This is a genomic window from Protofrankia sp. Cas3 (genome assembly GCF_963555955.1).
GTDB lineage: Bacteria > Actinomycetota > Actinomycetes > Frankiales > Frankiaceae > Protofrankia.
Map to the genome: position 1 here is coordinate 1 of NZ_CAUVXP010000066.1, position 22,801 is coordinate 22,801.

The window sequence follows — 22,801 nt, forward strand, 5'->3', positions numbered from 1 at the left end:
TTAGGGCTTGCAGATTTTTAACTCGCCGTCTTGATCTCTGGTGGACGGGTGCTTCCCGCTGCGCTGGCGAAGGTGTAGATGTCGTCGAGGGTGGCAAGCCGCTCTTCGGCGGGCTGGATGGTGACCTGGGGTAAGGCGAGCCGGTGATGCGTGGGCGGTGGCCGCGCCGTTTGGTAAGGTCCGCTTCCCGTTGGGCGTCGTGGAGCGTGGTCAGAGAGTGGCCAAAGGGCGCGCGACGATCGTCAGATCGCGCGCCCGGAGGCCGCAGTCTCCGGAGCACTGACGGGCATCCGGTACGGGACCCCGCCGCTCGGGCGTTTACCGGTCGGGCAGCTCAGCTCACCCTGGGGCGATCTCGTTGGGTGGTGGAGCGGTGATGTTCAGGGGGAGTCCGAAGTCCGAGTAGGTCACCGTACGGATGATCTCTGTGTGCGGGGCTGGGCCGTCGGACGGTGCGCTGGTGACGGTGATGCGGAGCTGGCGGATGAGCCCGTCCGCGTCGATCCAGGCCTCGGTCGGCTGGAGCACCGTCCCGAGAATGCCCTTGTAGTAGTCGACGGTGGCCGTGCTGATGTTTCCGCGCTGGGAGGCTGTCTCCAGATTTACCGGCAGCTTGTAGTGGATCGTCTGGACACCGTCGATGGATTCCTCGCCCACGGTGGTCACCGGAGTCGCGGCACCGCTGAGAAAGCCGAGTCGCAGCGCCGCGTCGTCGCCGACCCCGGGCTGCACGGCGGGCGGTGAGCTGGCCGACGGCGGCGCGGTGGCCGAGGGCTGCGAGGTGGCGGAACCCCCGGTTCCGCCACCCGGGACGACCCGGGTCCACCGGCTCGAGCTCGGCGCGCCGCCGGCCGCGACGCTGCGCTGGTAGAAGTCAGGGCCGATGATCCGCACCTCGCTACGGCCGCCGCCCTCGACGTCGCGCACGGTCTGGCTCGTGCTGTGGGCGAAGTCGACCGTGCCCGTGCCGGTGGTGGAGATTGTCTGCTTGCGGCCGGACACGGAAACGAGCGTCGCCCCGTAGGTGAAGTGAATTCTCGCCGTCTTCCGTGCGATTGTCGTAGTGTAGGCGGATTCCAGCGGAGTGGGTACCGTGCTGGTCCGCGTCGCGCTCGGAATGCTGGTCGAAGCGATCACAGTCGGCGGGGGTTCGGCGGAGTGGGACGAACATGCCGCCGCGCTCAGTAGCAGGCTCGCCGCCAGCGCAACGATGGTGGCGGTGGTCACCTGCGCGTTGCGCCCAACGATTCGAGCCATTCGCCGTCCCCCCGATCGTGCGCACCGGCCGACGCAGCCGGATCAGAAGCGTCGGAAGATGAGCGCGCGCTTGACCTCCTGAATTGCCTTGGTCACCTGAATTCCACGAGGGCATGCGTTCGAGCAGTTGAAGGTCGTCCGGCAGCGCCAGACTCCTTCCCGCTCGTTGAGGATTTCCAGCCGTTCGTCGGCACCTGCGTCCCGGCTGTCGAAGATGAAACGGTGCGCGGCCACCATCGCGGCCGGACCGAAGTATTCCCCGTCATTCCAGAACACCGGACACGAAGTCGTGCAGGCCGCGCACATGATGCACTTCGTGGTGTCGTCGAAGCGCTCCCGGTCCGCCGCGGACTGCAACCGCTCGCGGGTCGGCTCGTGGCCCTCGGGTATGAGATACGGCTTGACCGCCCGAAACGCGTCGAAGAACGGTTCCATGTCGACGATGAGGTCCTTCTCGACCGGAAGTCCCTTGATCGGTTCGATCGAGATCTCCGCGCCGAGGTCCTTGACCAGCACCTTGCAGGCGAGGCGGTTCGCACCGTTGATCCGCATGGCGTCGGAACCGCACACACCGTGGGCACAGGAACGCCGGAACGACAGCGATCCGTCGAGGTTCCACTTGACGTAGTGCAGGGCGTCCAGCAGCCGGTCGCTGGGGTCGAAGGGAACGGTGTAGCTCTTCCACTGCGGCTCGGCACTCACCTCCGGGTTGAAGCGCCGGATTTTCAGCGTGACAGTCCGCCCGGCCGTTGTGGTCGGCCCCGGATCGGCCGGTGCGGTGGTTGATAGATCGTCGGTGACAGTCACGCCGGACCTTTCTCACATCAGACCCACAGTGCAGGCCACCACATCATAGGCCGCGCTCTGGATGACCCGAACATCAAAGCCCTGCCCCGGCCTGGCAGGCCAGCGGGATCCGATCTCTGTTTCAGTACGTGCGTTGTCAGTACATGCCCTGTCAGTACTTGCGTTCCATCGGTTCGTAGCGGGTCATGGCGACGGGCTTGTAGTCCAGCCGGATCTCGGCCTCCGGCGAGCCGGCGGCGAGCGGCCCGGAGCGGTAGGCCATCGTGTGGCGCAGGAAGTTGACGTCGTCCCGGTTCGGATAGTCCTCCCGCGAGTGCCCGCCGCGTGATTCGTTGCGGGCCAGTGCGCTCACGACCAGGCACTCGGCGAGGTCGAGCAGGAAGCCCAGCTCGACCGCCTCCAACAGCTCGGTGTTGTAGCGCCGGCCCCGGTCGGTGACGCCGACCTGCTGGTAGCGGGCCTTCAGCCCGGTAATGTCGGTGATCGCCTGCTTGAGCGTCGCCTCGGTCCGGTACACCGACGCGTTGACGTCCATCGTCTCCTGCAGCTCGCTGCGGATGGCCGCCACGTTCTGCGTACCCGCGCCGTCGCGAAGCCTGGTCAGGAGCCCGTCGACAAAGACCGCCGGGTCCTCGGGAAGCTCGGCGTGACTGTGCGTCGCGGTTGCGTGCTCGGCGGCGGCGATGCCCGCTCGGCGGCCGAAGACGTTGATATCCAGCAGCGAGTTCGTCCCGAGCCGGTTCGCACCGTGCACGGACACGCATGCGACCTCACCGGCTGCATACAGGCCCTCGACGATGTCGGTGTTGTTCGCCAGCACCTCGGCGTCGATGGTCGTCGGGACACCGCCCATGGCGTAGTGGGCGGTCGGCTGGATCGGAATCGGGTCGGTGTAGGGCTCGATGCCCAGGTAGGTGCGGGCGAACTCGGTGATGTCCGGGAGCTTGGCGTCGAGCTGCTCGGGTGGCAGGTGGGTCAGGTCGAGATAGACATGGTCACCGTTCACGCCGCAGCCGCGGCCGGCGCGGATCTCGGTGTAGATGGCCCGGGCCACCATGTCGCGGGGTGCGAGGTCCTTGATGGTCGGCGCGTAGCGCTCCATGAAGCGCTCGCCGTCCTTGTTTCGCAGGATGCCGCCTTCACCGCGAGCACCCTCCGTGAGCAGAATGCCCATCTTCCAGATGCCCGTCGGGTGGAACTGGTAGAACTCCATGTCCTCCAGCGGCAGCCCGCGCCGGAAGATGATGCCCATCCCGTCGCCGGTCAGGGTGTGCGCGTTCGAGGTGACCTTGAACACCTTGCCGAACCCACCGCTGGCGAACACCACCGACTTCGCTCGGAAGATGTGTACCTCGCCGCTGGCCAGCTCGTAGGCGACCACCCCGGCCACGACGCCCTCGGTGAGCAGCAGGTCCAGCACGTAGAACTCGTTGAAGAATTCGATGTTGTTCTTGACGCACTGCTGGTAGAGCGTCTGCAGGATCATGTGACCGGTACGGTCGGCTGCATAGCACGAGCGTCGGACGGGCGCCTTGCCGTGGTCACGGGTGTGGCCACCGAAGCGACGCTGGTCGATCCGGCCTTCGGGCGTGCGGTTGAAGGGCAGGCCCATCTTCTCCAGGTCGAGGACCGCGTCGATGGCCTCCTTGCACATGATCTCGGCGGCGTCCTGGTCGACCAGGTAGTCACCGCCCTTGATCGTGTCGAAGGTGTGCCACTCCCAGTTGTCCTCCTCGACGTTGGCCAGAGCTGCGCACATGCCGCCCTGGGCCGCGCCGGTGTGGGAGCGCGTGGGATACAGCTTGGTCAGCACCGCGGTGCGACAACGCTTGCCGGCTTCGAGCGCCGCGCGCATCCCCGCGCCGCCGGCGCCCACGATGACCGTGTCGTACTTGTGAACCTGCACCGCTTGGACCTCCGCCTTCCCAGGCGCCATCAGGAGATGTTCGGGTCGAATGTGAAGATGACCAGCGATCCCAGCGTGATGACCAGGGTTGCCGACACGTAGAGCAACATCTTGAGCCAGAACCGGGACTGCGGCCGATCGGCATAGTCATTGATCACTGTTCGCAGCCCATTGGTTCCATGCAGTTCAGCGAGGACGAGCATGAGCAGGTCCCAGGTCCGCCAGAACGGCGAGGCCCAGCGGCCCGCGACGAAACCGAAGCCGATGCGCTGCACACCGCCATCGAGGATGTTCATGATGAACAGATGGCCGAGCACCAGGAAGAGCAGCAGAATCCCGGAGACCCGCATGAACAGCCACGCGTAGAGCTCGAAGTTCGTCCGCGCCTTCGGGCTGCCCGGCCGGCGCCGCGGGCTGCGCGGTGCCTCGAGGGCCGGGCCGGTGGCGCCGTCGATTGTTGTCGCCATCAGGACGCGCTCCCGAACAGGGTCTCAAACGTGTGCTTGAGCATGAAGAACGTGCCGGGGACGACGAGGATCAGCCACACGACGATCTCCGTGTAGAGCATCTGACGCTGGAAACGTGGACCGGACTCCCAGAAGTCGATCAGTGTGATCCGGATCCCGTTCAGTGCGTGGAAGACGACCGCGGCTACCAGCCCTACCTCCATCAGGTTCACGATCGGGTTCTTGTAGGTCGCGATCACAGTGTCATAGGACGACGGTGACACCCGCACGAGTGCGGTGTCCAGGACGTGGGCGAACAGGAAGAAAAAGATCAGTACGCCTGTGATCCTGTGGGCAACCCAGGACCACATCCCCTCACGGCCGCGGTAGAGCGTTCCCGCTGGTGCCTTCGGCACTGAAAGCTCCTCCGGACCTGCCTTCCGACAGGCTGGTCCTGATCGTTCCGTCCGGTGACTCGCGGTAACTTAGCTGGCCCGAGCCTCTCGCGTCGGCAGGCGGAGCGAAGCCGACGTGGCAGGTTCGGGCGGCCCCAAGGCGCCTTGAGACATCATGTGGATGATGGTTTGTGTGGACTCGATGTTAGTGCTGACCCCATGGGGGGGCATGCTAGCTCCCGTGACACTTAGGTGAGGTATGTCACAGAAAGTGATCGCCTTCATGGTTTGTCCCGGACGGTAGCGTCCGGACCCGCCGATCGTGCGGGCTTCGGGGCGTCACGGAGTAGCCGGCGGAGCTGTTGTAGGTGCCGGAGCAGGGGACGTGCTCGGGGGTGCCGTCGGAGTGGGCGAGACGACCGGCGTCGTGGGGGTTGGGGCGACGTTGGTGGGGGTCGGGCTGGGGGTCACCGCCTCAGTGGCGACCGGTGGCGCCGCGGTCGGGCTACTGGAGGTTGTCGGTGACGCTCTGCGGCCAGAAGAAAACCTGAGCGACGGTGCAACGCCGGTCGGGAGGACCCGAGGATTGAGGTTGTACTGATCATCCGCCGTGGTGGCCGCAGCCAGGGTGCCGTTCCCGCTGGGCTCCTGCGGTTGGCCGGAGTCGGTGCCGGGGCTGAGGATCCCGCCGAGCGCTATCGCCGCGCCAACCGCCACGGACGCGGCGGCGACGGCAATAATTACACCGCGTCGGACCGGAGCTTCACCACCGTGGCTGATGTTCGACGCCGGCCTGCCATTCGGGGAGAAGCGATCAAGGAGTACCCCGGACGGGCCGATCGCGATGTCGCCCGAGACGGGTTCCAGACCGTCGTCCGGCACGGGACGTCTGTCGACGCCGAGTCCGGCGGAGCCCGGCGGGCCGGCGGTGCCCCGACGACTCGTCAGAGCGGTGGTACCCGTGACTCCCGCCGCGCCGGCTGGCGAGGAGTCCTTGCGCAGCCCGACGGTCAGCGCGGTCCGCGGCTTCTCGCGCACAGCGGAACCGACCGCAACCTCGGCGATTCCGTTTGTACCGACCACGCCGCCGATGTCGGTCGGGCCGTCGTCATCGCCATCGCCATCGGTTGCCAGATCGCCATCGGCGTAGGCCGCCAGATTGCCAGCGGCGTTGGCCGCGGATGGGCCGGCGGTCGTTCCGCCGGCCGTGGTGGGGCTCAGGGCCACGGCGTCGGCGTCGGAGTCCCCGGTGGGCAGCAGATCGCCGCCGACGTCCTCAAGACCGGCCGAATCGGGCTCGACCGGCGCGTGGCCACCGTGGTCCGGCGTGTTGATCCCTGGTCTCGACCGGCCGTTGATGACGGCGGCGGGTACGGCCGCGGCGCCCTGGGCGATCGGCGCCAGCCGCTGACGGATCTCCGGTGCCTCCGGACGCTCGGGCGCGGGCCGGTCGAGCAGGTCGCTGAGCAGGTCGCGCAGCGGGCCGGCGAGCACGAACGGACGCCTGCGTCCCTCCACCACGGCAGTGAGAACCGCGTAGGTTTCCGGTCCTTCGAACGGGGGCTGCCCCTCCACCGCCGCGTACAGCGTGGCTCCCAGTCCCCACATGTCGCTCGCGGGACTACCGGAGGAACCACGCACCCGTTCGGGGGCGATGTAGGCGGGCGAACCGACGAGCGCGCCCGTGCCTGTGAGGGTAGAGTCGCCCTCGGTAGCCGCAATCCCGAAGTCGGTCAGGCGGACATGTCCGTCCCGGCCGAGTAGCACGTTGCCGGGTTTGATGTCGCGGTGCAGCACGCCCGCGGAGTGCGCGGCGGCGAGCGCGTCCACGAGGGTGAGCCCGATCGCCGCGACCTGTGCCGGCGGCAGTGGACCGTGCGTGCGGATGGCCTCGCCGAGACTGTCGGCGTTCACCAGCTCCATGACGATCCAATGACGTTCGGCCTCTTCGGCCACGTCATAGACGGAGACAATCGCCGGGCTGTGTAGACGGGCCAGCGCCCGGGCTTCACGCAGTACCCGCGCTCGGATCGCATCGCGCTCGACCTGGGTGCCGGCGAGCGGAACAAGGATTTCCTTGATCGCTACCGGCCGTTGGAGCAGCTCATCCTCGCCGCACCACACGACACCAGCGCCACCGCGACCGATTGGAGTATCCAGGCGGTAGCGCTGAGATACATATCGGGGTGTGCTGTGACGCGAGGAGTCGTCCGGCGGGCGTGTCGATCTGGCCATCTTCTCAAGTCTCGCAGACGCGTTGCTGGCTGTTTCGGCCGCCCTCGCCCAGCGAGGTCCGTTGGTCGCCGTTCACGGGCCTGGCCGGAACGTCGAGAAAAGCCGCCACATCAACGCCAGGTCGGCTGACCAGGTGGCGTCGGATGTCGACCAGTACAACGCGTAGCCGTGGCCGTTACGAACAACTCCGCGATTGAGGACGCGCACCTTCTTGCCTCCGGAGGTGTAGACAAACTCCCAGTCCGCCTGGATCGAGCCGTCCCCACCGTCACTCGGCGCAATCCGCAGCCGTTCGTAGTTCGGTACTTGCGCGCGCAGGCCGGGTTCGTGCGCCTGCCAGTCCACCAACGCGGATGGATTCGCCTGCATTGAGGTGTCGATGCGCAGGTAGGACCCGGTATCAGGATTGCGGAAATCGATTCGCTCGGTGCCGCCGGCAGGGTGCTGTTCCCATCCCTGTGGGTAGGCGACAGACCAGCCGGAGGAGCCACGATAGGACTGCCAGCCCGCGGGCGGTGCCACCGGTGTCGGGTCCGTCGGTGGCAGGCCTGGATCATCGGCTGCCGCCGCGTCAGTGGGTGACGCCGCATCCGCGGCGCCCGGGGCCGAGGTCCTGGCCGTACCCGATGGGCTTGTCGTAGCGGATGGGCCGGTGCTGCCGGATCGGCCTGCCCTGCCGGATGGGCCTGCCGTGCCGCTGGACGCGGCAGCCGACTCGGCGCGGTTGCCGGTCGACCCGTCCACGCCCGAGCCCAGTACCGCCGCCGAAGCCCCGGCCACGCCCAGGACGAGTGCCGTGCCGATGACGGCCACCAGCCGCCGGCGCTGGTTGGTGCCCGACCGGGAGGCCGCCCCAGGCAGCGACCCGGGTGCGGCTGGCAGGACCGTGTTCGCCGCGGCTGTACCGGCTGTTGGGGTAGCCACAGCCGTCCCGGCCTCGATCGGGATTGAGGTGATCGTGGCCGGTGCGGCGGCTCGTGCGGCGGCCGGTGCGGCGGCTGGTGCGGCGGTCGGTGCCGTGGCCGACGCCGCGCTGGGATGAGCGGCCGCCTGCCCGGCATCCTCCCGGTCCGGGTCGAGGGCGCCGATGCCGGCCGGACGCCGTACGGACTCGCGCTCAGCGACCTCCCGCAGCCGCTGTCTCGCCCGCGGCAGGGCTGGGCGGGCCGACGGCATCGCCGCCATGAGGTCATCGATGATCGGTGCGAGGGCGCCGGCGAGCCGGAACGGCTGGCGCCGTCCGTCGACGATCGCGGTGAGCGTCGCAATGGCGCTGTCGGACTCGTACGGCGGCCCTCCTTCCACCGCGGTGAACAGGGTCGCGCCGAGTGCCCAGATGTCGCTACCTGGACCGCCCGCTCCGCCGCGCGCCCGCTCCGGGGCGATGTAGGACGGCGAGCCGAGAAGAACACCGGTCCGGGTCAGCGTCGGATCCCCGGCCGACAGCGCGATGCCGAAGTCGGTCAGCCGCGCGCGTCCGTCGGCACTGATCAGTACGTTGGCGGGCTTCACGTCACGGTGGACGATGCCGCTGCGGTGCGCGGCTTCCAGGGCGTAGCCGAGGCTGATGCCGATCCGGGCGACCCGCTCGCGGGGCAGCGGCCCGGAGCTGCGGATGATGTCCGCCAGCGACGGACCGTCCACCAGTTCCATGACGATCCACGGGCGGTCGTCGGAATCGAGCACGTCGAAGACCGACACGAGGCCCGGATGGTGTAGCCGGCCGGCTGAGCGCGCCTCGCGAAGGACTCGCGTGCGCAGGACCGCCTGTTCGTCCGCGGAGATCGACGGCGGAAGGCGGATCTCCTTGACCGCGACCTCGCGCTGTAGCAGCTCGTCGGTGGCCGCATAGACCACGCCGAAGCCGCCGCGGCCGAGCTCGTCACCGAGCCGGTAACGACCCCCGATGAGGCGGCGCGGGCGTGAATTGCGTCCAGCCCCGGGCTGTTCAGCCTCGGGCGTCGCGTCAGGGTAGAGCGGCATCCGTCCGTTTCACCTCCTCGTTCCCATCGTCGCGGATGTAGCCGACCTTTGCGGGTACCACCGTCCCGGTGGGTCACGGTGTCGGTGCCTGTGGTCGCCAAGCCCGCGTGGTCGACGGTTGGTCCACTTCATCACACACCACCGGATGGGAGGATGCCCGGCTCCGGCCGAACCGTCGGGCGCTGTCGGGCGCTGTCGGGCGTTGGGACAGCACCGGACAGCGCCCTGGGCCGCGTGTCCCGCCCGCCGTACCGGGACCGACCGGTCCGATGGCCGTGATCACGCTGCTCGCGATCCGGCTTTCGGGTCACGCCGGCAGCCAGACGTACACGCCGCCGGTGAATGTCGGTTGGCTCCCCACCAGAAACGTCACCGTGTCGCGCAGCTCGGCCGCGTGCGGGGTTGGGCCGAGTATGACGGCACGTATCCGCAGGCGGGCGAAATCGTCCCGTGCCTGCGCGATCCGGGCCGGGGTCAGGGGTTCGGAGGACATGCCCTTCCCGACATCGGTCAAGAACCGTGCCGTCGCCGTCGGCGTTCGGCCACCCATGAATGCCTGCCCGTCTTCGGCCGGGCCGATGAAATACCCGCCGGGCATCGAAAAATGGAAGCGGGCTGCTGCCTGCCAGAAAAGTGGCGCGGTCTGGACCCCGCTCGGGTACGGCAGGACCAGTACATTCGAATTCGCTGGGAGAATCTCAATGGCGTTGGTGGTGAAGAACGACGGAACATCAGGTGATCGTTCGACGGAGTATGGCCGCGGGACCAGCGGCAGGACGCATACCGCGGCGACAGCGACGGCCACGGTTGCCGTGAGCGGACCGCCGAGGTCGAGCTGAGAAGGTAACCGATCCAGAACGATGGCGAGGACGAGTCCCGCCATCAATGCTGTGCCGAGAGCAAACCTGTCGGGTAGCGCCGCGTCGAAGACAGGAATGCGGGCGACCAGGTGCCACGGCAGTGGCAGGCCCGTCTCGATACCCCTGACGAGCAGCGTGCTGCCCAGGGTCAGGACCGCCAGAGCCACGCCGGTGAGCCCGGCTATGCGTAACCTGAGGTCACGAAAGCCGATCACGGTCGCGGATACACAGATGATCAGAAGGGGCCAGCCGAGGTAGGCCATGTACTCCGGTGCGCCGCCCTGATAGGCGGCCGCCCGCTCGGTCTGTGCCGCCGACGCCAGTAACTGCCGCGCGGAAGGAACGTAGAATCCCGTCAGGTCGCTTTTGAAGAAATTGGTGAGAAACGGGCTTCCGTGGCTTCGTGGAGATCCGAAGAACTGAATTCCCAGGGGGATGCCGGTCAGCGCGAGACAGGACAGGAAAGCGATCAGCAGTGCGCGGGCGGACCCGCCGGCACGGCGGACGTATTCCGGCCGGCTCGCCATCAGCAGGGCAAGTCCCAGCGTGGCCGTCACCGCGGTGATGAACAGGACCTCTTCACCGGTCAACAGCTGGAGACCGGCGCCCGTGCCCAGCAGGAGGCCTTTTCGTAGCGGCCGGCCAGTCTGCCGGACGATATCGGTGACCAGGCAGAGTAACAGCGGGATGGCCGGTGCGAGAACCAGGCTCAGATGCCCCGTACCGGCCGCCACCAGTGCCGGCGAAAAACCGTACACAGCGCCGCCGACATAGGCTGGGGCCGTCCGCACGCCGAGCGTGCGCGCAAAGAGGTAGGCGCCCGACGCCGAGAGCAAGAATGCCAGGACGACCAGCACGTTGTAGGATGCCACCGGGCCGGCGACGATGGTCAGCGGGGTCAGTATCAGGCCTGGAACCAGGACGGATGTGTTCCAGAGGGCGTTTATTCCTTCTGGCGCGTTTGCCAGGTGTGTGATGAACGGGTTCGACAGGCTGGTTACCGCATGCGCGGTGTGGGCAAGCCACCAACAGTACAGGCCGGTGTCGTTCGGATTACCGGCGATGATGTTCCGGGCGGGCTCGGACCAGACTCTGATGGTGAGCGCAAAGGCCAGCAGCAGGTAGCTTGATCCTATCAGCGCCTGCGGCCGTAACCGCCTCAGCCGTCTCAGCCGCCTCAGCCGCCTCAGCCGCGTCGGCGTGGCAGGTGTCGGCGTGACAGGCACGGTCTGACCGACGGTCGACGGCTCGACGTTGTCCCCGGTCGTAGGTGCGGGTGCGGGTGCGGCCAGGTCGGCGGACCGCTGCTCCATTGCGTCCTCCACTGGCTACCAACAGGAAATCACAGTGGTGCCCGTCGTCCAACCATCGGCCTGAGCCGGTGCCCGGGACGAAGGTGTCGACAGTTGTCCTGCCCGTCCCTGAGTCCTGCCCGTCCCTGGGTCGTGCCGGTACCTGCTTGCCGTCGGTACCGGTGTCCGCGACGCCACGCCCCTCTTGCCGGGCACTCGTAATCATCGTCACATCGGCTGGCAGTGGCATGTCCCACGGAGTCAGCATCCCGACACGCGGTGCCTCTACCGGGCAGCGTCCGTCCCTCTGCCGGTCAATGCCGTGCTGGCGGCTGGTGCTGGCGGCTGATGCCGCTTCCTGCGCAATGCCCGTCTGGGGGATGCTGAGCTCCGCATCGCGGGCGCGGGGTGCATGTGACGGGTACAGGGAGGTCTCCGGGTGAGCAGGCCGAGTGGTGGCGAAGAGACACCGGCGGCGGGCGCTGTCGACTGGGAGCACCTTCGGCGGATGGCGAGGGAAATTGCGGCCCGTGCGTACGCTCCGTACTCCCGCCTCCGGGTGGGCGCCGCAGCCGTGGTGGACGACGGCCGCCTGGTTGTTGGCTGCAACGTCGAGAACGCCTCCTTCGGGCTCACGCTCTGTGCTGAATGCAACCTGCTCGGCGCCTTGTATGCGTCCGGCGGCGGACGGCTCGTCGCGTTCGCCTGCGTGGACGCTGCCGGTACCCCGCTCGCACCCTGCGGTCGGTGTCGCCAACTGCTGTACGAACACGGCGGTCCGGATCTTCAGGTAGCGCTGGCCGATGGTCCGCGTCTGCTCGGCGATCTTCTTCCAGCGGCCTTCGGGTCCACCGCGCTGCCACCGCCCGCCGATCCCGGTGCCGAACCCGTCGAGATCCGTGCCGAATCCGCCGCGATCGGCGGACCGGCGAACGGCGGTGGCCGGCCATGACCTTCCACGTCATCGACCTGATCAGGACGAAGCGGGACGGCGGTCGGCTGTCCGACGACGCCGTGGACTGGCTGGTCCGCGCCTACACCGACGGAGCTGTGGCCGACGAGCAGATGGCGGCTTTCCTGATGGCCGTGGTGTGGCGGGGCATGGAGCCGGCGGAACTGACCCGCTGGACCGCGGCGATGGTTGCCAGCGGTGAACGCCTCGACCTGTCCGGGGTGGGTCGTCCGACCGTGGACAAACACTCCACCGGTGGGGTCGGTGACAAGGTCTCGCTGGTCGTGGTTCCCCTTGTCGCGGCATGCGGCGCCGCAGTGCCCCAACTGGCCGGGCGTGGGCTGGGCCACACCGGCGGGACCCTGGACAAGATGGAGGCCATTCCCGGCTGGCAGGCGGCCCTCCCGCCCGACCGGATGCGTGCGGTGCTGCGGGATGTCGGCGGGTTCATGGCCGCTGCCGGCGCCGGGCTCGCGCCCGCCGACCGCAAGCTGTACGCGCTTCGGGACGTGACTGGGACAGTGGAATCGATTCCGCTGATCGCGTCATCCATCATGAGCAAGAAGATCGCTGAGGGGACGTCCGCGCTGTTGCTGGACGTCAAGGTCGGCTCCGGGGCGTTCCTGACCTCACCTGCGGACGCGCGGCTGCTCGCCGAGACCATGGTCGAGCTGGGGAATGCCGAAGGCGTGGCGACCGAGGCGCTGCTCACGGGCATGGACACCCCCCTTGGACGGACCGCCGGCCATGCCCTTGAGGTTGCCGAGGCCGTGGAGACCCTGTGTGGCGGCGGACCGGCCGACCTGGTCGAGGTCACGGTGGCGTTGGCCCGGCGGATGTTGGCGCTGGTCGGTCTGGACGGCGGCGCGGACCCCGCGGACGTCCTCGCGGCGGGGACGGCGTACGACACGTGGCGTCGGATGGTCACCGCGCAGGGTGGTGACCCCGATGCCGCTCTGCCGAGCGCTGAGCATGTCGAGACCGTGTACGCGCCCGCCGGCGGTTTCCTGCGCACCTTGGAGGCGAGGGCCGTCGGGGTTGCCGCCTGGCGGCTCGGGGCGGGCCGTTCCCGCAAGGAGGATCCGGTGTCGGCGACCGCCGGTGTCCGGTGGTTGGCGGCTGTGGGGGACAGGGTCAGCGCCAGGTCGCCGCTGCTGGAGCTCCACACCCACGATCCCGCCCGACTGCCGGCCGCCCTGGAAGCGCTCACGAACGCCGTCGAGATCGGCGACACACCCCCGGTCGTCGAACCGCTGATCCGTGACCGCATCCACCTGTAGGACCGAGGGTGGTCAGCGGTGACGGTGAGCGGGGCAATTCAGGACGCGAGCAGGTCGGTGTCACCGAACTCGGCAAGGACGACCTCGAAGGGGATGTTTTCGCCGGGCTCAGCCCAGGCAGCGTCGATCGCCTGCCGGTCGGCTTCCTGCTCGGCTTCCGGGTATTCGTCGTCACAGAACGGCGCGGCACCAGGCTCGCTCACACCGTAACGGTATGCCGCCGGGGTCTGTCTGTGGATGGATTTTCTCAGGTTTCCCGTCGTGGTGACCTCGCGTGGGGAACGTGGTGGCGCAAGGTGGCGGTCGGGGTGGCGCCAACCGCCTGGCCGACCGGCGACCACCGGGTCGAAATCCTCGGGCGGGAGCAGACGGGCCACCGCCTGCCCGTCGCTGATGATCAGAAATGCCTCGCCGGAGCGGGCGCGATCAAGGTACTCGGCAACGTAGTCGATGAAGTCGCGGATGATCACCGTCGGGCCCGAGCCCGAGCCCGAGCCCGAGCCTGAATCCGTTTCATCCAGTGATGGACGGTTTTCGTCTTTGCTTGATGGAAAACACATGTTTCGAACGGTAACGGATCAGAACCGGATCGCGGAAGAGCACCGTGTGTCCTACCGTGCATGATCGCAATAATTCCCCGCGGCGCGGGGAAGTCTGCTGTGGGCACCGACCCGCGGCTCCCGTACGGTCGAACGATGAGCGCGCCCGCCCCGTCACCGTCGTTGGACGCCATCCGTCGGGCGCCCAAGGTGCTGCTGCACGACCATCTCGATGGCGGCCTTCGTCCCGCGACCGTCGTCGAACTCGCCGACGAGGTCGGCTACGACGCCCTACCCACCGTGGCTGTGGACAAGCTCGCGACCTGGTTCCGCGGTGGCGCCCACAGCGGGTCACTGGTGCGTTATCTGGAGACGTTCAGCCACACCGTCGGGGTCATGCAGACCGCGGACGCGCTCGCTCGGGTGGCCCGAGAATGCGCCGAAGATCTTGCTGCGGACGGCGTCGTCTACGCCGAGGTCCGGTTCGCTCCAGAGCTGCACGTCGAAGGCGGGCTCGCACTCGACGCGGTGATCGAGGCGGTTCTGGACGGCTTCCGCGCCGGTTCGGCCGGGACCGGGCTGAAGATCCGTGCCCTGGTGACCGCCATGCGTCACGCGGCCCGGTCGTTGGAGATCGCCGAGGCCGCCGTCCGGTGGCGGGACAGGGGTGTCGTCGGTTTCGACATCGCCGGTGCCGAGGCCGGCTTCCCGCCCACCCGCCACCTGGATGCGTTCCAGTACATGCAGCGGGCGAACGGGCACTACACGATCCACGCCGGTGAGGCGTTCGGGCTACCGTCGATCTGGGAGGCGCTGCAGTGGTGCAACGCTGACCGTCTCGGTCACGGAGTTCGGATCATGGATGACATCGCCATCGACCCGGACGGTGATGTGATTCTCGGGCGGCTCGCCAACTACGTCCGTGACGTCCGGGTGCCGCTGGAGATGTGCCCCACGTCCAACGTGGACACGGGGGCGTGCGTCAGCATCGCCGAGCATCCCATCGGTCTGCTGCGCAGGCTCCACTTCCGGGTGACGGTCAACACCGACAACCGGTTGATGAGCGGTGTGACGCTGTCGAGTGAGTTCGCCACTCTGGTCGATACCTTCGGCTACGGCTGGTCGGACATTTCGTGGCTGACCGTGAACGCCATGAAATCGGCCTTCATTCCGTTCGATCAGCGTCTCGCCATCATCAACGATGTGATCAAGCCTGGTTTCGCACGGTTGCGCTCCGGTGGGTAGCCGGTCGGCCGATGCCGATGCCGATGCCGATGCCGATGCCGTGCCCGTCGTCCCGGCTCCAGCCACCGGGCGCCCGCAGCGTGCGCGCACCGGCGTCGCGGCCGGGCCGGACGGCCGTCCGCGCTGTCCCTGGGCACTGTCCGCGCCCGAGTACATCGCCTATCACGACGAGGAATGGGGGCGTCCGGTCCACGACACCGTCGGCCTGTTCGAACGCCTCAGCCTCGAAGCATTCCAGTCCGGTCTTTCCTGGCTGACGATCCTGCGCAAGCGGGAGGCTTTCCGGCGCGCGTTCGCGGGATTCGATCCGACGGTCGTCGCGTCATTCGATTCGGCTGATGTCGAGCGGCTGATGGCGGACGCGGGCATAGTCCGCAACCGGCGGAAGATTCTTGCGACCGTTGGCAATGCCCGCGCGGTCCTGGCGTTGGACGTGCCATTATTGCTCCGGGGGACGGGGCCTCCGGTGGCGCGAAAGAACTATGATCGCGCCACCTTTGGCCCTCTGGGCGAACTGGTCTGGTCGTTTCAGCCCGCTGCCACAGCGGCCCCGCTGGCACCGGCTGTGATCGCCGACGTACCCGCCTCCACACCTGAGTCGGTGGCGCTGGCGAAGGCACTGAAAGCCAGCGGCATCGTTTTTGTCGGCCCGACGACAGCCTATGCCCTGATGCAGGCATGTGGCCTGGTTAACGACCACCTCGCCGCCTGCGTGAACAGGTAGCCGGTGGGTTGATCCGCCCGTCGGCACGGCCTGCGTCCGAGGACGCGGGCCCAGCTCGGGCCGACCTCGCGAGGTCGCGCGGTCCCAATGGGCCGGGCTGATCCGCTACCATAACTGATCATGTCGGACGTAGTGGTACTCGCGATTGTCAGCGTGGCCGTGACCGGCCTGGGCGTGCCGGGAATCCTGGCGCTGGCGGGCCGACGGGAGTCGCGGCGGTCGCAACGGCTCGCCATTGGAAAGGAATGGCTTGACGTGCTCGACTTCGCCGCCGAGCAGCTGGCGAGATCCCAGCGAACCACCGGGCAATGTATCGGGCTGTGGTCCCGGGGAATCATGGACAACGACGACGAGGCACGAGAATGCCTCAAGCGTCGCAACGAGGCAAACGAAGCGGCTCGCACCGCCTATGGGCGGCTGTGTATCAGATTCGGCCCGGCCTCGGCCGTCGTACGGCACTATGACGAGGCGGTCGAAAGCACGCAACGGCTGACCGAGGTGCTGCGAGGCTATCGGGCTGGCGACACCTACGATGCCTGGGCGCAGCAGGCCGACGCCGAGTCCGCGGAGCTCACCGCCGCGAACGAAAGGTTTCTCAACGTAGCCAACAGGGCGATGTCGGCGACGGCGCTGTCAGCCAGGGCGATGTCAGCCAAGGCAGTGTCACCGAAGCCAGCGCCGGCGAAGGCCGTGTCGGGCAAGGCGGTGTCGGGCAAGGCAGTGTCAGCCAAGGCGGCGTCGCCGGAGGCAGCGGCAGCGACGGCTGCGAAGGATGTGCTGCCGAAGGATGTGCCGCCGAAGGATGTGCCGGCGAAGGAGGTGTCGGCCCGAAAATGACACGGGATGACCCGTCCGAGTGCCAGGGTCCCCGAATTCAGGCCCTATTCGGGGACGGCGGCGAGGACGTCGCGGGTGGCGGACATGCCGAGCCTGGTCGCGCCGGCCTCGACGAACGCGAGTGCCTGTTCGGCGGTGCGGATGCCGCCGCTGGCCTTGATGCCGAGCCGGCCACCGATCGTCGCCCGCATCACCCGTACCGCCCGCAGGCTCGCCCCACCGGCGGGGTGAAAGCCGGTCGAGGTCTTCACGAACTCGGCGCCGGCCGCTTCGGCCGCCCGGCAGGCCGCCGCGATGCTCGCGTCCGGGAGCAGGGCACTTTCGATGATCACCTTGAGGATCACGTGCGGTGGGACCGACAGCCGTACCTCCGCGATCTCGGTCTCGATCGACCGCCAGTTCCCCTCCATCGCGCAGGCCAGGTCGATGACCAGGTCGATCTCGTCCGCGCCGTCGGCCACCGCCCGGCGTGCCTCCTCGGCCTTGACAACGGTCAGGTGGGTGCCGTGCGGAAAGCCGATCACCGAGGCGACCGCGAATGCGGGATCGGCCGATCGGGCCTGTGAGCCGTCCGGGCCGCTACGACGTGCCGCGGCGGCCGCCAGGTAGACGTGGGTGGGCGCGACACACACCGTGGCGACTCCGAGCTCGGTCGCCTCGGTGCACAACGCGAGGACCTCCTCGCCGACGGCTTCGGGACGCAACAGAGTGTGATCGATCATCCGGGCCAGTTCGGACCGGCGCGGCAGTGGAGCGCCAGGCGCGGATCCGCCGGCTCCGACTGGACGGTCCTCACCGCCTGGACGGTCCTCACCGGGGGAGATGCTTGCCATGCAGCCCATCATTGCGGGTGGAAGCGAACGGGACCATGGCACTGTGCAGGAGGCGAACGAATCGTGCGGGTCGACGTCGTCGAACATCCCCTGGTAGCGGCGCGGTTGACGGTGCTGCGTAACAAGAGCACCGAACCGCCCGTGTTCCGGGTGGCCTTGCGTGAACTGGCGACCATGCTGATCTATGAGGCTGCTCGGGAGCTGGTCACCGTCGGGTACACCGTGGCCACCCCGCTCACCCCCACCAGCGGGCGCAGGCTGGCCACGGCACCGATCGTCATCCCGGTGCTGCGGGCCGGGCTGGGGATGCTGGAGGCGGCGCTCGGCCTGCTGCCCGAGGCGCGGACGGGCTTCATCGGCCTGGCCCGGGACGAGAAGACCTTCCAACCGCACGCCTACCTGGAGTCGTTGCCAGAGAACCTCGCCGGCTATCCGGTGCTGCTCCTGGACCCGATGCTCGCCACCGGTGGATCAGCGGCACACTGCCTGAACCTGCTGGCCGACCGCGGGGCCACCGGCATGATCATGATCTGCGTGCTCGCCGCGCCCGAGGGCATCGCGGCACTGGACGCGAGCGGCTTCGACGTGCGGGTGGTCACCGCGAGCATCGACGAGCGGCTCAACGACGACGCCTTCATCGTCCCGGGTCTCGGGGATGCCGGCGACCGCCAGTTCGGCGCGGTCTGACTGTCCCCGCGCATCAACGACGTATCGGCCCCCGGCCGGGCCGGTGAGGGAGTGCCCGGCGGGGATCCGTGCCGTCGCCGCCATCGGCCCCGCTCCTTCCTGTTCCTGTGATAACTACGGGGTGACGTCTCGCTCTGGTCGGGCGTCCGTGCAGCTCAGGAGATCGTCCCGGCCGGTTTTCCTGTGCCAACAATCCTTGTCACAGGACCAGGTGCCAGGCCCGACCGACGACCGCCCGGCGCGGGGGCGCTTAGCGCAGCTGCCACAGCCGCACCGTGTTGTCGACGCTGCCGCTGGCCAGGATCCGGCCGTCCGGGGAGAACGCCACCGACTACACGGCGCTGGTGTGGTTGGTCAGCGGCTGGCCGAGCGGGCGGGGCGAGATGGGGCCAAGAGATGGTGACGGGGTGGTGGTGTGCTTGAGGGCTGCGCCTGCGGATGGGTGGCCCGGTTCGGCGGCGATCAACGCGGCGGCCGTGATGGCAGCGGCCGTCAGGACGGCGAGCGTGGCGAGGATCTGGGGGCGGCGCAGCCGGCGGGGCCAGCGGTGTCGCGGCCGGGGCTGGTCGCCCCGGCGCGGCTCCAGCGCGGTCGCGGCCACGCCGATCCTGGCCCTCGCGGGGGCCGCCGCAACCGGTTGGGGGTGTGGGTGGCGAGCCGGGTCGGCGGGGTCGGGGTCCGCTTGCCCGGTGGTGTGGGTGTGGGCGTCGTCGCGCCCGTGGCGGCGGCAGCCTTCCAGCCTGATCGGCAGTAGCTTGCGGGCGAATCCCCGGGGGTCGGCGGCCTGAGCAGCCTGCCACTCGGCCTGGCCGTACGCCGAACGCAGGTAGGCGTTAGAGAGCAGGGCGATGGTGCGTTGCGCGTCGGCGATGCCCTGCTGCATGCGCGCCGGCCAGTTCGACCCGGGCACAAAGTCCCACGCCTGAATCAGCACCCGGTAGCCAGCGTCCTCCAACTGCCAGGCGACCCACTCCGCCCACTTCTGATCCACGGCGGTGTAGAAGATGAGGAAGTCCAACCCCGGCGCTGGCCCCCCGCCCGAGGCGCCCCTATCGGACACAGCGCCTGATCCTGCCACCACCCTCTGGGGCCCGACCTGACATATCGGTCGGCTCCGGCCACGGCGCGCGAAACACGTCCCAGCCCTGAAGTGCCCCCTCCGGCCCGGAGTCAGCGCACCAACATGGTTGGATGGCTGCCCTCGGCCCTTCCCCGTTTCCTGCGACAGGCAGCATTGTCACAGGAAACGGCCCGTTCTGCGAGCACATCAGCCGTGTAGGTCGACATCCAGCCGAGTGGTCACAGCCGGGTCGGGTGGGGTCGTGCCCAGCACCCATTCGCCGAACCGGCGGACGTTGGGGGTCTGGTAGGAGCGGAGCAGGGAACCGGGGCTTCTGTCACATTTGTTGACGCCTTCTGTCACGATAAGTCTACCAATGGTAATCGTGATCGTGGTGGCCGGTATCGGCGAGTCTGGCCGGGGGTGCGGGGCGACGATGCAGCGGGGGCGAGGGTGAATCGGCGGGAGTACGCGCAGGCTGAGCACACAGCGGCCTTCACCGCTCGCGTGGCCGGCCGGGATCGTCGGTGCGGGTGTTGAGGACTGCGCCGTGTCGGAGCTGTCCTCGACCGGGCCGGCAGCCGGGATTGCAACGTCGCCGCGCCGGGGCCCGCAGGACGGGTTCTACATGCGCCCCACTCCCTGGAAGGGCACCGCTCAGCGAGTTAACGATCACCTTCTGGGGCTGCCTGGACCCCACCGCCAATCAAATGGCATGACCGCTTGCACCGAGCGTCGGACAGTCCCGGACAGCGAGGAGAAACCACAATGATCGACATGCCGGAGTCGTCAAGGCTAAGGAACCTGCGAATCTCAGAGTGGTCTCTGGAAGAATCGATCAACTTCGAAGTCGCGGTGGACGCGCTCAACCAGGTCGTCGCCCAGCTGAGCGCGCTCATCGCAGCCGAACGAGAAAAGTCCGGCCCGGACGCGCGGTCCGTGGAGACCTGGCTGTCGGAACGGCAACGCATCGCCGAGATCCGGCGCTCGCTGCGCGTCGATGATCCGGAACAGGTCCGCCAGGTCACCGAGCAGGCGGTAACGATGCTCAAGACGCTCCCGGCCGTCCCGCGGTGAGCGACGTCGAGCTCACCCGGTACCAGCTGCCACCCGATGAACACGAACGGGTCTTCAGAGAGGAGATCGTTCCCTTCTTCTTCGTTGGCCGGACACCGCAGGAGCGGCCGGTCGCGGTGTTCGTGGGTGGCTAACCGGGTCCGGGAAAGACGGCGACTGCGGACCGTATCGACCAGGGACGCCACGCCGACGTGGTAATGGTCATCCGGCGCAGCAACAAGCTCGTCTACGGCAACGAGCTGGTCTCACCCGGCGGCCCCTGGCGCGACGCCCCATCGACGCGCGCTGCCTTGGATGCCGAACGATCCAGGACCTGGTCCTCCGCGGACCGGACAGCGTTTCGCCGTGCGGTCTCCGAGGTCGCCGCGATGCGCAGAGATGATCCGGACTTTCAGGACGAGATGGCAGCTGTGGGACGGCTGGAGCCGAGCTTCGCGCTCGCCTCCGCGTTCCCTGCCCCTCCGACCCCAACCCGGACACCAACCCGCCAGGTGCCACCGTTACCGCCGCCGCAGACCGAACACCGCAGACCGAGGCCAGGTCTGTGAACAAACGTCCGAGGACGGACCTGAAGCCCGCTGGAGCGACGATGACCATTGAGGAACGTTGGGACGACGGAAGTGTTCTGTCGGGGGTTTCGATGCGGGTATGGGAATCCGCTGAGGCGGTCTCGTACGAAGTTGCCGTCGAGACCGTTGGACGGCTGATCTCCTGGTACAGCGAGAAAATCGTGCAGGAGCGCCAAAAGCCCCGCCCTGACGCGACAAAAATCGACCGGTGGAAGCTGGCCCAGAACGCCTGCGTACAAGACCAGACGACACTTCTCGCGACCGACCACGACGCAATCGTCCGTGTCACCGAGGACTACGCGGAACGACTTCGGGAACTGACTGCGGGGCGAGGATGAACCAGTTTGAAGAGACCCTCGACCCTGACCTCCACGAATTCATCTTCCAAGAAATGATCGTGCCGCAGCGGCTCGCACGAACGACACCTCAGACCGAGCCGGTAGTGGTGTACCTGATGGCACAACCAGGCGCCGGCAAGACGCCCACCGCCAGCATCCTCAAGCACGCGCTCGACCAGCGAGGAGGCGCGACACACTTCTGCAGCGACTACTACAAGGCCTACCATCCCACGTACCTCCGCCTCCTGGAGAAAGATCCTCGCACGGCAGGCGCTCGGATCCGTCGGGACTACGAGCGCTGGCAGACGATGGGGCACCAGTACGTGCGGGAGCGAAGCGCCGACGCGCTCGTGGAGATGGCCCCATCCAGCGAAGAGCGTTTCCGTTCGGCAGCCGAACTGTTCGCCGCCGCCGGATATCGGGTGCACGTCGTCATCCTGGCCGTCCCCGAAGCGGTCAGCCGGCAGGGCACGGCTGACCGCTACGTCCGGCAGCAGCAGGCGAACGGCCGCGGGAGATTCTCGACCCCAGGGGGTCATGACCGTTGCTACCGGGCCGTGGCCGATATCGCCCAAGGCGTCGACAGGGAATCGCTCGTCCACGAAGTATGGGTCATACGCCGGGGCGAGCATCCCCTCTACCACAACGTCCGCGATTCGGCGGGACGGTGGAGCGGGGTGCCAGGATGTCACGCGGCACTACAAGACGAGCGAAACCGTCCATGGGATCCTGCCGAGGCCCGCCGTTTCATCGCCACTCACCAGCGTCTCGTCGCTGCCGCACCAGAGATCAAACCCGAGCTCGAACAAATCACGGCCCTCGCTGCAACCCTGCTCGGAGAGTCTCATCGGGTCGAGACTGTCGGCGGCAGGCCCGAACATCGGGGCCACGCCCCACACCGAAAGGCGGCGTTCATGACCACACTCCGGCATTTCACCGCGTCCGCGATCGTCTTCGACGACCACGGGCAGGTGCTGCTCGTGCACCACAACACACTCGGCCAGTGGCTCTACCCGGGCGGGCACATCGACCCCAACGAAGACCCGGCCCAGGCCGCGCTTCGCGAAGTGCGGGAGGAGACCGGAGTCACCGCGGAAGTCGTGTGCGACCCGCTGTTCGCCCACCCGGCCATCACCGTGCATGCACCGCCGTACGCGATCCTGGAAATGCAGGTCAGCGATTCCACGATCGGGGTCCACCAGCACATAGACCTGGTGTATGTGCTGCGAGTACTGTCCGGCGAACTCACCGCACAGCTGGAGGAAGTCTGCGCCGCCCAGTGGGTACCGATCGCCGACATTGCCGAACTGGACACACCGGCAGAACTGCCAGCGCTGATCTCCGACGCGGCACGGTGGGCCAAGACCCGCTGGTAAACCGGCCCGCCACACCAACCTTCGTCGCTCGTCCTGCCAGCGAATGGATCGCAGTAGAGCAGGCTTCGCGATACCGGTGAGAACATATGTGTGGTAGGCGGTG

General features: G+C 67.9%; 22 protein-coding genes and 1 pseudogene. 10 read left to right on the plus strand and 13 right to left on the minus strand.

What is annotated here, in order from left to right:
- Nucleotides 1–339: 339 nt before the first annotated feature.
- The 8 genes from U9983_RS14065 to U9983_RS14100 all read right to left on the minus strand — a co-directional run bounded on the left by U9983_RS14065 (nt 340) and on the right by U9983_RS14100 (nt 11,202).
- Nucleotides 340–1,257, minus strand: coding sequence for a hypothetical protein (locus tag U9983_RS14065; RefSeq protein WP_322754461.1), 918 nt, complete (start codon nt 1,255–1,257; stop codon nt 340–342).
- Between the two features lie 42 nt (nt 1,258–1,299).
- Entirely contained in the window at nt 1,300–2,064 is a 765-nt protein-coding gene (locus U9983_RS14070) for a succinate dehydrogenase iron-sulfur subunit (RefSeq protein ID WP_322749129.1), read from the minus strand.
- 151 nt (nt 2,065–2,215) lie between these two features.
- Nucleotides 2,216–3,970 carry a succinate dehydrogenase flavoprotein subunit gene (gene sdhA, locus U9983_RS14075; RefSeq protein ID WP_322754462.1) on the minus strand — a complete coding sequence of 585 codons (1,755 nt, stop codon included), beginning with the start codon at nt 3,968–3,970 and terminating at the stop codon, nt 2,216–2,218.
- Between the two features lie 29 nt (nt 3,971–3,999).
- Nucleotides 4,000–4,437, minus strand: a complete 438-nt coding sequence (locus U9983_RS14080) for a succinate dehydrogenase hydrophobic membrane anchor subunit (protein ID WP_322749130.1) — start codon at nt 4,435–4,437, stop codon at nt 4,000–4,002.
- Entirely contained in the window at nt 4,437–4,832 is a 396-nt protein-coding gene (sdhC, locus tag U9983_RS14085) for a succinate dehydrogenase, cytochrome b556 subunit (protein WP_322749131.1), read from the minus strand. Before sdhC ends, U9983_RS14080 begins: the two co-directional genes overlap by 1 nt.
- 318 nt (nt 4,833–5,150) lie before the next feature.
- The gene (locus U9983_RS14090) at nt 5,151–7,046 is read right to left on the minus strand and encodes a serine/threonine-protein kinase (protein ID WP_322754463.1); all 1,896 of its coding nucleotides are present in this window, start codon (nt 7,044–7,046) and stop codon (nt 5,151–5,153) included.
- Nucleotides 7,047–7,118: 72 nt separating this feature from the next.
- Nucleotides 7,119–9,029 carry a serine/threonine-protein kinase gene (locus tag U9983_RS14095; protein ID WP_322754464.1) on the minus strand — a complete coding sequence of 637 codons (1,911 nt, stop codon included), beginning with the start codon at nt 9,027–9,029 and terminating at the stop codon, nt 7,119–7,121.
- Nucleotides 9,030–9,336: 307 nt separating this feature from the next.
- Nucleotides 9,337–11,202, minus strand: coding sequence for a hypothetical protein (locus U9983_RS14100; RefSeq protein WP_322754465.1), 1,866 nt, complete (start codon nt 11,200–11,202; stop codon nt 9,337–9,339).
- Between the two features lie 418 nt (nt 11,203–11,620).
- Between U9983_RS14100 and U9983_RS14105 the strand changes: the two genes are divergently transcribed.
- Together U9983_RS14105 and U9983_RS14110 are read left to right on the plus strand one after the other, a co-directional pair.
- Entirely contained in the window at nt 11,621–12,133 is a 513-nt protein-coding gene (locus tag U9983_RS14105; RefSeq protein ID WP_322754466.1) for a cytidine deaminase, read from the plus strand.
- A complete protein-coding gene (locus tag U9983_RS14110; RefSeq protein WP_322754467.1) occupies nt 12,130–13,413 on the plus strand; it encodes a thymidine phosphorylase in 1,284 nt (427 codons plus the stop codon). Before U9983_RS14105 ends, U9983_RS14110 begins: the two co-directional genes overlap by 4 nt.
- 38 nt (nt 13,414–13,451) lie before the next feature.
- Here the strand turns inward: U9983_RS14110 and U9983_RS14115 are convergent, their stop codons facing one another.
- Nucleotides 13,452–13,883 (minus strand): hypothetical protein, encoded by a 432-nt coding sequence (locus U9983_RS14115; RefSeq protein WP_322754468.1) that lies wholly within the window; start codon nt 13,881–13,883, stop codon nt 13,452–13,454.
- Nucleotides 13,884–14,108: 225 nt separating this feature from the next.
- Here U9983_RS14115 and U9983_RS14120 point away from each other — a divergent pair, with 225 nt between their 5' ends.
- The 3 genes from U9983_RS14120 (at nt 14,109) to U9983_RS14130 (ending at nt 16,758) form a co-directional block, all read left to right on the plus strand.
- Nucleotides 14,109–15,197 (plus strand): adenosine deaminase, encoded by a 1,089-nt coding sequence (locus U9983_RS14120; RefSeq protein ID WP_322754469.1) that lies wholly within the window; start codon nt 14,109–14,111, stop codon nt 15,195–15,197.
- Between the two features lie 40 nt (nt 15,198–15,237).
- Complete coding sequence (locus U9983_RS14125) at nt 15,238–15,921, plus strand: DNA-3-methyladenine glycosylase I (protein ID WP_416211395.1); 684 nt, start codon at nt 15,238–15,240, stop codon at nt 15,919–15,921.
- A 120-nt stretch (nt 15,922–16,041) separates the two neighbouring features.
- The gene (locus U9983_RS14130; protein ID WP_322754470.1) at nt 16,042–16,758 is read left to right on the plus strand and encodes a hypothetical protein; all 717 of its coding nucleotides are present in this window, start codon (nt 16,042–16,044) and stop codon (nt 16,756–16,758) included.
- Nucleotides 16,759–16,802: 44 nt separating this feature from the next.
- On the opposite strand, the gene deoC is transcribed toward U9983_RS14130, so the two are convergent.
- Nucleotides 16,803–17,591 carry a deoxyribose-phosphate aldolase gene (gene deoC / locus U9983_RS14135; RefSeq protein ID WP_322754471.1) on the minus strand — a complete coding sequence of 263 codons (789 nt, stop codon included), beginning with the start codon at nt 17,589–17,591 and terminating at the stop codon, nt 16,803–16,805.
- A 63-nt stretch (nt 17,592–17,654) separates the two neighbouring features.
- Here deoC and upp point away from each other — a divergent pair, with 63 nt between their 5' ends.
- Nucleotides 17,655–18,278 carry a uracil phosphoribosyltransferase gene (upp, locus tag U9983_RS14140; RefSeq protein ID WP_322751004.1) on the plus strand — a complete coding sequence of 208 codons (624 nt, stop codon included), beginning with the start codon at nt 17,655–17,657 and terminating at the stop codon, nt 18,276–18,278.
- 256 nt (nt 18,279–18,534) lie between these two features.
- Here upp and U9983_RS27855 read toward each other — a convergent pair.
- From U9983_RS27855 to U9983_RS14150, 3 genes and pseudogenes are all read right to left on the minus strand, one after another.
- Nucleotides 18,535–18,609, minus strand: a pseudogene (locus tag U9983_RS27855) (hypothetical protein); the annotation flags it as partial.
- On the minus strand, nt 18,610–19,338 hold the full coding sequence (locus tag U9983_RS14145; protein WP_322754472.1) for a toll/interleukin-1 receptor domain-containing protein: 729 nt from the start codon (nt 19,336–19,338) through the stop codon (nt 18,610–18,612).
- A 207-nt stretch (nt 19,339–19,545) separates the two neighbouring features.
- Nucleotides 19,546–19,701 (minus strand): hypothetical protein, encoded by a 156-nt coding sequence (locus U9983_RS14150; RefSeq protein WP_322754473.1) that lies wholly within the window; start codon nt 19,699–19,701, stop codon nt 19,546–19,548.
- Between the two features lie 405 nt (nt 19,702–20,106).
- Between U9983_RS14150 and U9983_RS14155 the strand changes: the two genes are divergently transcribed.
- From U9983_RS14155 to U9983_RS14170, 4 genes are all read left to right on the plus strand, one after another.
- Complete coding sequence (locus U9983_RS14155) at nt 20,107–20,415, plus strand: hypothetical protein (protein WP_322754474.1); 309 nt, start codon at nt 20,107–20,109, stop codon at nt 20,413–20,415.
- Nucleotides 20,412–20,549 (plus strand): hypothetical protein, encoded by a 138-nt coding sequence (locus U9983_RS14160; protein WP_322754475.1) that lies wholly within the window; start codon nt 20,412–20,414, stop codon nt 20,547–20,549. Before U9983_RS14155 ends, U9983_RS14160 begins: the two co-directional genes overlap by 4 nt.
- A 455-nt stretch (nt 20,550–21,004) precedes the next feature.
- Entirely contained in the window at nt 21,005–21,322 is a 318-nt protein-coding gene (locus U9983_RS14165; protein ID WP_322754476.1) for a hypothetical protein, read from the plus strand.
- A complete protein-coding gene (locus tag U9983_RS14170; RefSeq protein ID WP_322754477.1) occupies nt 21,319–22,698 on the plus strand; it encodes a zeta toxin family protein in 1,380 nt (459 codons plus the stop codon). Before U9983_RS14165 ends, U9983_RS14170 begins: the two co-directional genes overlap by 4 nt.
- The last annotated feature ends 103 nt before the right edge of the window (nt 22,699–22,801 follow it).